At 30.2% G+C, this 13,996-nt stretch carries 14 protein-coding genes; 8 read left to right on the forward strand and 6 right to left on the reverse strand.

Annotated features, from left to right (window positions below; all coding sequences use genetic code 11):
• Window positions 1-18 precede the first annotated feature (18 nt).
• From OTK55_RS04865 to truA, 4 genes are all read right to left on the reverse strand, one after another.
• Window positions 19-933 carry an ATP-grasp domain-containing protein gene (locus tag OTK55_RS04865; protein WP_274870932.1) on the reverse strand — a complete coding sequence of 305 codons (915 nt, stop codon included), beginning with the start codon at window positions 931-933 and terminating at the stop codon, window positions 19-21.
• Between the two features lie 102 nt (window positions 934-1,035).
• Window positions 1,036-2,331: a nucleotide sugar dehydrogenase gene (locus OTK55_RS04870; RefSeq protein WP_274870934.1), complete on the reverse strand. Its 1,296-nt coding sequence runs from the start codon at window positions 2,329-2,331 to the stop codon at window positions 1,036-1,038.
• Between the two features lie 149 nt (window positions 2,332-2,480).
• Entirely contained in the window at window positions 2,481-3,794 is a 1,314-nt protein-coding gene (gene wecB, locus OTK55_RS04875; protein WP_274870935.1) for a non-hydrolyzing UDP-N-acetylglucosamine 2-epimerase, read from the reverse strand.
• Window positions 3,795-3,804: 10 nt separating this feature from the next.
• Window positions 3,805-4,635: a tRNA pseudouridine(38-40) synthase TruA gene (gene truA, locus OTK55_RS04880; protein ID WP_274870937.1), complete on the reverse strand. Its 831-nt coding sequence runs from the start codon at window positions 4,633-4,635 to the stop codon at window positions 3,805-3,807.
• Window positions 4,636-4,822: 187 nt separating this feature from the next.
• Between truA and hisA the strand changes: the two genes are divergently transcribed.
• The 4 genes from hisA (at window position 4,823) to cofH (ending at window position 7,642) form a co-directional block, all read left to right on the forward strand.
• Window positions 4,823-5,539 carry a 1-(5-phosphoribosyl)-5-[(5-phosphoribosylamino)methylideneamino]imidazole-4-carboxamide isomerase gene (gene hisA, locus OTK55_RS04885; RefSeq protein WP_274870939.1) on the forward strand — a complete coding sequence of 239 codons (717 nt, stop codon included), beginning with the start codon at window positions 4,823-4,825 and terminating at the stop codon, window positions 5,537-5,539.
• 23 nt (window positions 5,540-5,562) lie between these two features.
• Complete coding sequence (locus tag OTK55_RS04890; protein ID WP_274870940.1) at window positions 5,563-6,012, forward strand: FAD synthase; 450 nt, start codon at window positions 5,563-5,565, stop codon at window positions 6,010-6,012.
• A gap of 90 nt (window positions 6,013-6,102) precedes the next feature.
• Window positions 6,103-6,375, forward strand: coding sequence for a hypothetical protein (locus tag OTK55_RS04895; protein WP_274870941.1), 273 nt, complete (start codon window positions 6,103-6,105; stop codon window positions 6,373-6,375).
• A 217-nt stretch (window positions 6,376-6,592) separates the two neighbouring features.
• Window positions 6,593-7,642 carry a 5-amino-6-(D-ribitylamino)uracil--L-tyrosine 4-hydroxyphenyl transferase CofH gene (gene cofH, locus OTK55_RS04900; protein WP_274870943.1) on the forward strand — a complete coding sequence of 350 codons (1,050 nt, stop codon included), beginning with the start codon at window positions 6,593-6,595 and terminating at the stop codon, window positions 7,640-7,642.
• 191 nt (window positions 7,643-7,833) lie between these two features.
• Here the strand turns inward: cofH and atwA are convergent, their stop codons facing one another.
• On the reverse strand, window positions 7,834-9,444 hold the full coding sequence (gene atwA, locus OTK55_RS04905; protein ID WP_274870944.1) for a methyl coenzyme M reductase system, component A2: 1,611 nt from the start codon (window positions 9,442-9,444) through the stop codon (window positions 7,834-7,836).
• Between the two features lie 345 nt (window positions 9,445-9,789).
• Here atwA and OTK55_RS04910 point away from each other — a divergent pair, with 345 nt between their 5' ends.
• From OTK55_RS04910 to OTK55_RS04920, 3 genes are all read left to right on the forward strand, one after another.
• A complete protein-coding gene (locus tag OTK55_RS04910) occupies window positions 9,790-10,674 on the forward strand; it encodes a CBS domain-containing protein (RefSeq protein ID WP_274870945.1) in 885 nt (294 codons plus the stop codon).
• A gap of 76 nt (window positions 10,675-10,750) precedes the next feature.
• Window positions 10,751-11,668, forward strand: a complete 918-nt coding sequence (locus tag OTK55_RS04915; RefSeq protein WP_274870946.1) for a deoxyhypusine synthase — start codon at window positions 10,751-10,753, stop codon at window positions 11,666-11,668.
• Between the two features lie 15 nt (window positions 11,669-11,683).
• Window positions 11,684-12,283 (forward strand): hypothetical protein, encoded by a 600-nt coding sequence (locus OTK55_RS04920; protein ID WP_274870947.1) that lies wholly within the window; start codon window positions 11,684-11,686, stop codon window positions 12,281-12,283.
• Here the strand turns inward: OTK55_RS04920 and pyrF are convergent.
• Complete coding sequence (gene pyrF / locus OTK55_RS04925) at window positions 12,251-12,901, reverse strand: orotidine-5'-phosphate decarboxylase (protein WP_274870948.1); 651 nt, start codon at window positions 12,899-12,901, stop codon at window positions 12,251-12,253. The genes OTK55_RS04920 and pyrF overlap by 33 nt on opposite strands.
• Before the next feature lie 420 nt (window positions 12,902-13,321).
• Between pyrF and OTK55_RS04930 the strand changes: the two genes are divergently transcribed.
• Window positions 13,322-13,996, forward strand: coding sequence for an energy-coupling factor ABC transporter permease (locus OTK55_RS04930; RefSeq protein WP_274870950.1), 675 nt, complete (start codon window positions 13,322-13,324; stop codon window positions 13,994-13,996).

The raw sequence follows: 13,996 nt of genomic DNA on the forward strand, positions 1-13,996 counted from the left end.
ATAGTTCTCCAAAAAATATTATTTATAAAAATATCCAGTACTCTTTATTTTTATCTTTCTACTTTCATTGTTTAATAAGTTTTCAATTAATGTCTTTGTTAAATTTTCATCTGTTAATTCATGTAAAACAATGTATGGTGTTGTGATTCTCGAATTTATTTCAATGAAATATATGCTCTTATCATGAATAATGTAGTCTACACCAACAAATCCTCTTAACCCTGGAATGTTTGTTAATATTTTCTTTGTTTGTTCTATAATTTCCTTTTTTAGTGGATGTTGTATAGGTGTTTTACACCCTGTGTATTCGATTTGTGTAGTGTTTTCCTTAATTTCCTGTGAGTTGATACTAATAATGTCTATGTGGTCATTGTTACATATAGTACTTACACTTATCGAATTACCTGGTATGTATTCCTGAATTAATGCTTTTAGTACATCTTCTTTTTCATATTTCTTTATAATTTTTCTTAATTGGTGTATGTCATTGAATTTGTATATTAAGTCAGACGATGTTCGATTGTCTGGTTTGATTATCAATTTCTTTTTCTTTAAAATACTATTAATATTTTCATAATCTATATTATTTACATTGATTATTTTTGAAGGAACTTTTAATATATTATCAGGTATTTCATCATATGTTCTACTTTTACTAGTACATGTATAAGAAGCAGAACTATTTGAGCCAATTATAGGAATTCCATGTTTTTCAAGAATAAGTGTAATCTTATACTGAATCAAATCATCTTCAGGAGCAATAAATAAACAGCAATCATAGTACTCACAATTAACATCTAACCAGGAGAACAAATCATCAACATGAATAACATTACAATTAGGAAACTCATCAAAAGATAAATTATCACTTACTATGTAATCAACTAAATAATCCTCAACATCATTTAAATCAGAAAGAATACTTTTTAACATATTAACACCCTCTGACATTAAGATATTATCTAACAGAACAGTTGAATACTCAAAAACCAGAATCTTCATATTAAACACTCAAAAAAAGTAGTAAAAGGATATTTAATCAATATCTCCAATTGCCTGGAAATTAACACCATTTTCACGGAATTTATTTGAATCCAGAATAGGTCGGGTAACTATAATAAAATTATTTTTAATCATGTCCGGCGTAATATCTTTATATAAATCATGGTCAGTCATAATAATAACACAATCAGCATCCAATGCTTCATCATAAGACACTGATTTAACACCAAATGATTCAATAACATTGTCCGATACTAATGGATCATGGGCAACAACATTAAAACCCTTATCTTTTAATAATTCAATAAGTGTTTTAGATGGTGTTTCACGTATATCATCAACATTACCCTTATATGCTATTCCAAGAATACTGATAACAAAATCATCACCAACATCATCAATGTTATCTAACAGGATATCCACAACATGCTGTGGCATAGAATTATTAATCTTTCTTGAATCACTAATTAAACGAGCAGATGTACCATAAGTCTCTGCTAATTCAATAAGGAAGTAAGGGTCAACTGGAATACAATGACCACCAACACCAGGACCTGGAGTATGAATATTTACTCTTGGATGATAATTAGCAGCACGTATAACCTCATTAACATCAACATCAATCTTTTCACTAATCAATGCAAATTCATTACTTAATGCAATGTTAACGTCACGATACGTGTTTTCCATTAATTTAACCATTTCAGCACTCGTAATATTTTTAACTTTAATAATGTCTCCCTGTGTTATATGAGAATATAAATTAGCTGTTAAATCAGCACTCTTATCATCATATCCACCAATAATTCTGACATTATGTGTCATCTCATAAATAGTATTGTTAGGCAATGCTCTTTCTGGACTATATGATAGATAGAAGTCTTCACCACATTTCAATCCAGACTCTTCTAGTATTGGTTTAATAACATTAATCCCTGTTTCTGGTGGAACAGTACTTTCAATAACAACAAGATTACCCTTCTTCAGTCCCTTTTTAATACTTTCACATGCAGATATTACAAAAGATAAATCGGATTTCTTATTTTCATCAATAGGTGTTGGTACAATAACTAATAATATATCGGATTCTACTGCTGCAACATCCAGATTAGATGTTGCTTTAAGATAATTATTAGTAACAGCTTTTTTAACTAAATCATCTAATCCTGGTTCTTTAAATGAACAGAGTCCTTTGTTTATATTATCAACAGTTTCTGTATTAACATCAGCTCCAAGAACATGTATGTTATTATTAGCTAGTATTGCTGCTGTAGGTAATCCAATATGGCCTAAACCAAATATTCCTACTTGTATTGTATCAAAATTCATTTTAACATTCCCTATTATTGTTTTCATATATTATTATTGAAAGTATTTAATCTACTTAAACTTATGATTAAACTAATATTTTAGTATTATTATTTTTTAAAAAATAAATAGGATTTAGTGGCGGTTAGGTAAACAAATAAAACAGGTTATCAATCGATTTTTTTAAATCTTTTATAGATAATTGTCTTATTATTAAGATTTAATTCCTCAGAGATATACTGGGGGATTCCTTCAGAATACACTTGTTCTATAATATTTCCAGAATTTCTTGCTTCATATTCCTTAACAGTAATATCTTCATGGACAGTGTCCATGAAATATCCTTCAAAGTCTTCTATTTCATCAGCACGCCTAATTTTAAGATTATCTTTATCATATCTTTCCTTAATTATTGAACATATCTGTTTTGCTGTGGTTCCATCACCATACGGATTCTTGGCACGGCTCATTTTATCATAAATATCCTTATTGTCTAGAATATCGCTGATATTTTTCATTATCTCCTCTGATTCAGTTCCTGCAAGAATATTTCCACCAGCAGTTATTGTTTCTGGACGTTCAGTATTATATCTTAGTGTTACACATGGAATATCAAGGGTTATTGCTTCTTCCTGTACTCCTCCAGAATCAGTTAATGTTAATTGACTTTGTGATAGTAAGTATAAGAAGTCAAGGTAGCCTAACGGTTTAGTAATCTGTATGTGGTCACAGTTAGCTATTTCTTCATATAGTCCCAGGTTTTCTAGTGATTTTCTTGTATGTGGATGTACTGGAAATACAAAGTTGTATGGTAAATTGATTAGACTATGAACAATATGTCTTAAGCGTTCTTCATCATCCACATTTTCTGCTCTGTGTAATGTCAATGCAATATATTCGTCGCTATTTATTTCTTCTTTAATTTTACTAGTTTCTAATGCTATTTTTAGGTTTCTTTTACATGCATCTACTACGGAGTTTCCTGTTACATATATTGAGTTGTGATTTATTCCCTCATTTTGTAGGTTTATTGCTGTTTCCTCTGTTGGCACAAAGTATAGTGTTGAGCATCCATCTGCTACTATTCTATTAATTTCTTCAGGCATGTTTTTATCAAATGATCTTAATCCTGCTTCAACGTGTCCTACAGGTATTTTTAGTTTGTTTGCTGCCAGAGCACCGGCAAGAACTGCATTTGTATCACCCTGAACTAGTACTATGTCCACCTGTTCTTTTGTTAATATTTTTTCTAGTTCTGATATGATGATACTTATCTGGTTTATAGCAGTGTTTGATCCAATACCAATATTATAGTCTGGTACAGGTAGTTTTAAGTCAATGAAGAATTGTTTTGACATTTCTATATCATAATGCTGTCCCGTGTGTATTAATAATAGCTCTGAGTCACTATTTTCTATTTCTTCAATTATCGGGGACATCTTTATTATTTCAGGTCGTGTTCCCAGTACTATTCCTATTTTCATTTCATATCACTTATTCTTGTTTTTCTAGTAATTCGATTAATTTGATATCTGCCTTTTTTTCCTGGTCATGTTTTATGTACTCTTTTTTAAGTACTTCTATTAGCTTATCTTTAGCATATTGTGAATCTTTAAATTTTATATTCTTATATTCCATGTCACTAAGAATTAATCCATTTGCAGGAGCTGGTCTTAATCGAATGTATTGTCTTAATTCTACTGGCTGAAGTAGTTTATTTATGGTATCAACTTCAAGTTCTCCATATCCTACTAGCAGGAGGGATGTTACCATTTTTCTTACCATATTCCATAGGAAGCTTTGTCCTGTAATTGTGAATATCAGTATGTTGTCTTTAACTTCAACTTCAATATTTTTTATTTCTCTGTTTGGATTTTTCTCGTTCCGTTTAGAGAAGTTTCGGAAATTATGTTTACCTATAAAGTACTGCATTGCTTGTCTGATTTTAGTTATGTCTAGTTTATCTTCTTTAAAGGGGTCTATTGGTTGGATGTATGTGTATGTTCTTGTTAGTGGAAAGCGTACCTTGAATCCATAGGGTACTCTTGCCTCGCCAATGATTTTAATATCATCAGGTAGTAATCCGTTTAATTGATTAATATGTATATCTTCATCGGTTATGAATGAGATTACATTTCCTGTTGAATGTACTCCTTTGTCTGTTCTTCCTGCTACTGAGTAATGGGCATCCCATGTGTCTTCTATAATATGTGTTTCCTTGAATACTTTTAATAGTTCTCCTTCTACTGTTCTATAATTTGGCTGTCTTTGGTATCCATGAAATCCTGTACCAATATAGGCTATTTTTAGTGCAACGCGTCTCATTTTACATACTCATCCAAAATTTTATATATAGATTATATTTGTTTAAATTACTTTAAGTTATTTCGTTAGGAATCCTTGAATAACATAGTTAATAACTTATTATATTAATCACATAAATTGATAATAAATTTATAAAACGAATCAGTAATATTTAATTTTAATTTTTTTTGATGGATGGAATAAGATTATGATAATTATACCAGCAGTAGATATTAAACATGGAAAATGTGTACAATTAGTACAGGGAGAACCTGGAACAGAACAAATAGAATTAGATAATCCTGCAGAGGTTGCAAAACAGTGGGAGTTAAAAGGTGCTAAAAGGTTACATATAGTTGACTTGGATGGTGCTCTTGGCAGTGGTGAAAATATTGGAATTGTTCATGATATTATTGAAAATACAACAGTACCTATCCAGATGGGTGGAGGTATCAGAACAAAAGAAAATGTTAAAAACTTACTAGATGCTGGAATCCAGACAGTTATCATTGGAACAATGGCTATAAAGAATCCTGATATTATTAAAGAATTATCTGATGAATATGGCTCTGAGAGAATATGTGTATCATTAGATAGTAAAGATAACAAGGTAGTTACACATGGATGGACAGAATCTACTGATAAAACACCATTAGAATACGCACAAATTTTTGAAGATAAGGGTGCTGGTTCAATATTATTTACTAATGTTGATGTCGAAGGATTACTTGGTGGAATAAATATTGAACCTGTTAAAGAATTACTTGAAAACATATCTATTCCAATTATTTATTCAGGGGGAATAACTTCTCTTGATGACTTGAAAACTTTAAGTGATTTAGGAACTGATTATGTTGTCATAGGTTCTGCTTTATACAAGGGTTTAATTGAATTTGAAGATGCTTTAGAATATCAATCTGATTAAAGGGAGGAATTATTATTAAAGTAATGGCTTCTGGAACTTTTGATATCATTCATCCGGGACATAGCTTTTATTTGAATGAAGCAAAGAAATTAGGTGGACATGATGCTGTGTTAATGGTTGTTGTAGCTACAGATAAGACAGTAAAGGAACATAAACGTATTCCTGTTATTGGTGAAGATCAAAGATGTGAAATGATTAGCATGCTTAAACCTGTAGATGAGGCTTATGTAGGTAATGAGGATGACCCATTTAAAATAGTTAAAGAAAAAAAGCCAGATATCATTGCAATTGGTCCTGATCAACACTTTGACCCAGAAGCATTGCATGAATCTTTGCTTAAAGAGGGCTTAGATATTAAAGTCGTTAAAATTAAGAATTACAAGAAATTTGAGTTAGATAGTACTTGTAAAATTATTAGAAAAATCAAAAATACTCATTTTGATGATGATTCTCTTAGGGATTGTGGGGATTAATATATAATAAGTATATAATAAAGTTAATATAATGCATTGAATATAAATATATATTAATATATTTTTATGATTAAATTAGGGAGGTTTCTTATGGTAGCAAAAGAATATTATGATACTTTATTAAAAATTACAGACATCATGGAAGAAAAAGGTGGGGGCATTATATACATACGCAATGAACCTGACTGTTATACTATAGGTACCCGTTACTACGATGATGATATTGCAGAATATTTAGATGACACTGTTTCTGAATGGTCTGGTGAAGAATCTACTCTTAAAAAGAAATCTAAAAAACGATCTAAAAAACAAGATAAAGTAGAAGAATTATATTATTTATGGAAAATAACATTACCTGAATAGAATAATTATTTTTTTTTCTTGTAACTTTTTTTGAAACTCTTTTTTTATTTTTAATAATATTATTTTACTATTTCTATACTAATTATACTGATTAATAATGATAAATTATAATACAAAGATATTAACAACATAAAATATAATTAATAATAGAAAATTATTCTTAGTAAATATCAAAGAATTTACAAATTTAACATTAATAAAAAAGGTCGTGAGTGTAATGTTAGATGAAATATACAATAAATCATTAGATAATGAAATTACAAAAGAAGAAGCTCTGGACTTAGTACGATCAGCAAATCAATTTGAATTATTTGACACAGCAGATAAACTAAGACAAGAAATAGTGGGTGACAAAGTAACATACGTAGTAAATAAGGCTATAGATATTACAGACCACTGTATGATAGGCTGCAAATTCTGCTCCTTCAGAAATCATGAAAATTACCAAATGTCTGACGAAGAAATATCAGACAGCATAGTTCAAGCTAAATCAGTAGGAGCAACAGAAATATGTCTATTTGGTGGAATAACAAAAGACATGACTATAGACTACTATTGTAATCTCATAAAAAATATCAAAGATGAACACGACATATGTTTACATGCATTATCCCCTGCAGAGGTATATCAGACAGCAAAAAATTCAAACATAACAACAAAAGAGGCATTATCACAATTGAAAGATGCAGGAATGGATACAATGACCGGAGCCTCAGCTGAAATATTAGTAGATTCAATAAGAAAACAAATATGTCCGAACAAACTAACAACAGCACAATGGTCACAGGTAGTAAAAGAAGCTCATGAACTAGGAATACCAACAACATCAACAATAATGTATGGAAGTATCGAAACATGGGAAGATAGAATAGAACACATGTTCATATTAAAAGAAATACAAGAAGAAACCCATGGATTCACAGAATTTGTACCAATGACATTCCTTGGAGAAAATAATGAATTAGGTAAAATATCAAACGGTGCAACAGGAATAGAAGATTTAAAAATACATGCAATTTCAAGAATAATCTTCGGAAACATAATACCTAATATTCAAGTTTCATGGGTTAAATTAGGTTTAAGAATGACACAAGTAGCATTAACATGTGGAGCTAATGATATTGGTGGAACCATGATTGAAGATAAAATATCTACAGCAGCTGGTGGAGGCTATGGTGGATATTTACCTGTGGAAAAAATCAAACAATTAGTAACAGATATTGGAAGAATACCACAAGAAAGAACAACTAAATATGATTTATTGTAAAATCTAAGTATTCTTTATTCGTAAATCTAGAATTAAGAATAATTATTGTTAAATTAGTTAATAATTGTATTATCTAAGATTAATAACCAAAGGAATTATACTTGTCTAAAACGAATAGATAGATTATATCTATTTTCACTATTTTTTAATAATTTAAAATTATCTAATAAAAAAAAGGTAAAGAGTGGAGTTTAAAATTCACTAGTTGCATGTTTATTAAGCATTTTAGTTTTTTCTTGTGATGTTAATTGATCCACTATTTCTTCAGGTTTTCCTTCGTCTAATAGTTTTCCATCACGCATTAGCGCTGCTGTATCACAGCATTCTAATACAAAGTCCATATCGTGTGATATAATTATGAATGTTTGATCTAGTTCTTCTCTTGCATTTAATATTGATTCAGTTACATCTCGTCTTGTAATTGGATCCATTGTACCTGTAGGTTCATCAAGTATAACTATGTTAGGTTCTTTTATGAGTACTTGTGCTATTGCTACTCGGTGTCTTTCTCCTCCACTCATTTGGTCAGGATATTTTTCAAGTAGTGATGCTGCTTCTTCTTCTTTAAATCCTACTGCTTCTAACACGTGTAGTGATTTCATTTTTGCGAATTCTGATGGTAAGTCTAGACTAATTGCATCTGTGAGGTTACCTAGTATTGTTTTGTATGGGTATAGGCTGAAGTCTTGGTGTAGTAATCCTATATGTGGTGTTACACGTCCTCTGTGTGCTGGTCCTTTTTTGGACATGTCTATCCATTCTTCTCCTAATCTTATTTTAATTTCTCCATCACTTGGTTCTACTAGTCCTGCGATTAGTTTGGATAGTGTTGTTTTTCCAGCTCCACTTAGTCCTACAATACTTGCTATTTGTCCTTCGTTGATTGTTAGTGTTACTCCGTCTACTGATTTAACTACTCCTCTTGATACTGAGAAGTAGTATTTTTTGAGGTCTTTCATTTCGATTAATGGATCACCTATTGATACTGCTTCGTGTTTTTTAGGTAGTGGTATTTCTTTCACGAATTCTTTAACTATTTCTTCTGGCTGGCCCATTTCTTTGATTTTACCATTTTCTAACCATATTACTCTGTCTGATAGGTCTTCTATTACTTCTGGCCAGTGTGAGTTTATAATCATGGTTATATTTTTTTCTTTTACTCCGTTAAGTAGTGCTGCATGTATTAGTTCTGCTGTTTTAGGGTCTAGTGTTCCTGTTGGTTCGTCTGCTAAAAATAGCATTGGATTTTTTGCTAGTTGTCTTGCTAGTACAATTCTTTGTTTTTCTCCTCCGCTTAAATCACGTGCTATATGTGTTGTTCTGTGTTCCATTCTTGTCATTTTTAGGAGGTTTATTGCCTTGTTTATGTTGTCTGGGTCTCTCTGGTCTTCAAATGATTTCATTATGTTTTCGATTACTGTGTCTTCTTCGTATAATGCAAATGTTCTTTGTAGCATGATTGAGATTCGTCTTTTTATTGCAGTAAATTCTGTTCTTGATGCTTCCCATAGATTTAGGTCACGGGATTCTAATTTATGTCCACATTTGCATCTTTCGTTTATTTTTGATGGGGAATCTACGTAATCACACTCAGGGCAGTATGCGATGTGGTATATTACTTCTCCTTCGTCTGGTGCATATTCAGGTATTCCTCTAAGCATGTTTAGGAGCACTGATTTACCTGATCCACTTCTTCCAAGTATACCTAGTACTTCACCTTCCTCGACAGTTAAGCTAATATTGTCTAGTACTGCTTTGTTATCAAACATTTTTGTTACATTTTTAACTTCTATAAAGTTCATAATCTCACTCTAATCTGTTATAATTAATATTGGTATATTAATGCAATTTAGTTCTATCTCATTCAAACTTTTATTATATTATATTTTGTTTTTAGCTATTATTATATATTAATGCCTATTTTTAAAATTTTTATGTTATTTTTTAGAATATTTATCTTATTTAAGATATTTATAAAAATAGATATATATCAAATATTCTATAACTATTTATCATAAACTTTTTATTACATGGGAAGTATAAATATAACTAATTAATTATAATTATTAATAATTAGATTTTTAGATTATTTGAAAAGGTCTTTTGTTAATTCAATACTATAATAACTATTAAAACGAGGGAAAACAATGCTTACAGCAGTACAAAAAGAAATATTGCAAAGTTTGATAAATCTTTACAGAAAATCAAAATGTACCTCCGTGAAATGTGAAAGTATAGCAGATGTAATGGGTAGAAACTCTGGAACTATCCGTAATCAAATGCAATCACTAAGGAGTTTAGGATTAGTACAAGGAGTTCCTGGTCCGAGGGGAGGATATAAGCCTACATTAGAAGCATATCATGCATTAAACATAGAAAATGATCCATGTGAAATACATGTACCAATCTATGTGAATAAAGAACTAGTTTCTGATATATCTGTAAATAAAATAGAATTTACTAGTATCTTACGTCCAGGAGATTGTGAAGCAACAATATCTGTTTTAGGAGATATTAAACAACTAGATTTAGATGATACTATTAAAATAGGACCTACACCAGTAAATAATCTAACAGTAAGTGGTACAATCATAGGAAGAGATGATGTTGATAATGTTTTATTAATTAAAACAAAGAATATACAAAGTATTCCAAACATTAAAATAAAAGAGATAGCAGTACCATTAACTGATAAAGTAGCACCAAATACATCAGTATACGAGGTAAGTAAACTATTATTAAATGATAATATAAGAGGTGTACCAGTAGTAGATGGTGATGAAATACTAGGTGTAATAAGATACCCTGATATATTAAGCGTAGTAGCTGAAAAAAAATTAGACAGTACTGCAGAAGAATTTATGGATGAAACTGTTGTAACAGCTAAAGATAATATTAGCTTAATAAATGCTATGGATTTACTACAACAAAACAATGTATCCTCATTAGTACTATTAAATGAGAAAAGTGATATTTCAGGAATAGTATCCTTCACTGATATATTACATAGATTAGTAGTATTTGATGACTAATCACCCTTATATTCTTTTTTTAGAAATAACTATTTTTTAATCATAATAACTATAATTTAATGGGAGCAATAATTTTATGAAAGTTAAACAATTAGAAATAACCGAAAACATGACAATATCTGAATTTATGGAACAATTAAAACAGTCTGGAGGATTAGGTGCAGGACGTATTTCACATGCAACAGACCTATTAGCAGATTCAATGAAAGACCCTGATACAAAAATATTTCTAAGTCTAGCAGGACCAATGATTCCTGGCGGATTAAGAAAAGTAGTAAGAGACCTAATTGATAAAGGATATGTAAATCTTATTGTTTCAAGTGGAGCAAACCTAACCCATGACTTACTGGAAGCATTTGGCGGAAGACATTATGCAGGAATACATGAAGATGATGAAACCCTTCAGGATCATGGAATAGGAAGAATAGCAGACGTCTATACAAAAGCAGATGACTTTGAAGTATTTGAAGAAGAAATACAAAAAATATTTGCACAAATCAATGAAAAATATGATAAAATATCAATACAACAATTTATCAGAGAAATAGGATTACTAGTGGATGATGATGAATCATTCATAGCAACAGCAGCAAAAAATGATGTACCAATATTTGCTCCAGGTTTAATTGATTGTATGATAGGATTACAATTATGGATATACTGTCAAGACCATGATTTTACTATAAGTGCAGTAGGGGACATGCCATACCTGTCAGACTTCGTATATAACTCTAAAAAGGTAACAGCATGCATGCTTGGAGGAGGATTACCAAAACACTACACATTAGCATCTAACATACTAACTGGTGGAATAGATGCAGGAATACAAATCACATTAGATAGAAGTGAAGGTGGAAGTTTAAGTGGTGCACCACTAGAAGAAGCTAAATCATGGGCTAAAGCTAAAAAAGGATCAAACTTAGTTACAGTAATAGGTGATGCAACAGTATTATTCCCCTTAATAGTAGCTGGAGCATTATCAAAAATAGAATAACATGAGGTATTATTCATGTTATTTGATGTAATTTGTTTTGCTTTATCAGGATTTTTCATGAAAATATCTGATGAGGCAATGGATGAAAAAAATAATATAATTCTAGCAATAATAACTGGAATATTATGTGTAGCATTCACAGTAGCAATATCAATAACAAATGGTGATGCTGCATGTATTTTCATAGCTATACTTATAGGTAATATCTTAGCAAAAAAAGTAGATTCAATAAATCATATAATTTCAGCCATATTATTAATAGCACTATTAATTTATGTGGGAGTTCCACATTTCAGCTGGTTTTGTCTAATTGTATGCATAATTGCAGCATATATTGATGAATGGGGTAATGATAAATCAGATGAAAGAGAAGAAAATGAAATGATTCACGAAGAGGATTATGGATTATTAGATAAATTCTTCAAGTATCGTTATGCACTTAAAGTAGCAGTATTGATATTATCCATGTTAGGTTTAATTAATATGATGATACCTAATTCCCCATTAATAGAAGGATACTTCTTTGAACCATTAACATTCATATATTTCTACTTATTTGATTTAAGTTATGAATTTGCAGGTTTATACTTTGATAGAATATATAACCTCTTCTAATACTTCTTTAGGAGATTCGGAGTTATATATACTTCTTCCTATAATAGCAGCATCTGCAAATTCTAACGTGTCTTTAGCTTTACCGCCCTGAACACCTACGCCTGGTGAGATGATAAATGCATCTTTACCTACTATATTTCTAATTTTTTCAAGTCTATCTAACTTTGTAGCAGGAGCAACATAATTATTTATTCCAAGCTCAACACCCATCTGTGCAATATCAAGAGATACTGGTTTTAAAAACCTGTCTGCTCCAGGATTAGACATTTCTGTTAATAAAAATATTTCCTTATCTAACTCTTCTGCAGCATGTTTACATGCTAATACACTATCTTCACCAGGGAATCCATGAACTATAATTGCATCAGCACCCCAATTTAAGGTAGTTTTTACTATTTTTTCGTTTGTAGCATCAATATCTGCAACTTTAAAGTCAGCTATGATCTGTACATCATAATCTTCTTTGATAGATTTTATGATTTGTGGTCCTTCGGCTAATGTGAGTGGGTAACCTATTTTTATTGTATCTAAGTAATCTGTTACTTGATCTAATATTTTATAAGCTTTATTTTTTTCTTCAACATCTAATGCTAAAATAATCTGGTTTTTTACTTTCATATTTATTAATTTATTTCATGTGTAAAAAATAAGTTTTTATCATAATATTTTTTGGTTTATTTTTTTTTGGTAATTATTATAGTATTCAGGCTGTATTTAAATGGTATTTGCTGTATGTCTTTTTGGAATATTGTTATTTTATGTATTATTTTTATTTTAGTTCTAATTAATGAATTTTTATCTAAATATGAATAATTATATTTATATTTATGGTAATCTATTTATATTACCAATGCTCTTTTTTTATTTGTAAATACTGGTTTTATACTAAAATTAAATTAATTTTTAATTTTTTATCAATACATTTAAATAATATATTCTATAGAATAATAATCATTATTTTATTATGGGGATTAGAATTACTTGATAATAAAATAAGTAGATTATTATTTATATTTTATAAAATGGAGGAATTAAAAAATGCACATTATGGAAGGTTACTTGCCTCCTGAATGGTGCGCCGTATGGTTTATCATATGTATTCCTATAGTAATCTATGGTATAATGCAAATAAGAAAAGCAACTGAAAACAATGATCAAGCTATGCCTTTATTAGCTTTATCTGGTGCTTTCATGTTTATCTTATCTTCATTAAAAATGCCATCAGTTACTGGAAGTTGTTCACACCCATGTGGTAACGGTTTAGGTGCAGTATTCTTTGGACCAGCAGCAACCTCAGTATTAGCAGTAATAGTTCTTTTATTCCAAGCTATCCTCCTAGCACACGGTGGATTAACAACACTCGGAGCAAATTGTTTCTCTATGGGTATTGTAGGTCCATTCTGCGGATGGTTAGTATGGAAAGGACTAAGAAAAGTAAATGTATCTGCTCCAATTTCAATGTTCTTCACAGCATTTGTAGCAGATTTAATGACATACGTAACAACATCAATAGAATTAGCACTTGCTTTCCCAACACCAAGTTTCGGACAAGCATTTACAACATTCTTTGTAATATTTGCTGTAACTCAGATACCATTAGCTATAGCTGAAGGTATTTTAACAACAGTTATATATAATTACATACACAACGCAAGACCAGATCTTCTTGTTAAATTAAATGTAATTAGTGAAAACGAAGCAGGAGCAAACTAA

This window comes from Candidatus Methanosphaera massiliense (assembly GCF_028890305.1).
GTDB lineage: Archaea > Methanobacteriota > Methanobacteria > Methanobacteriales > Methanobacteriaceae > Methanosphaera > Methanosphaera massiliense.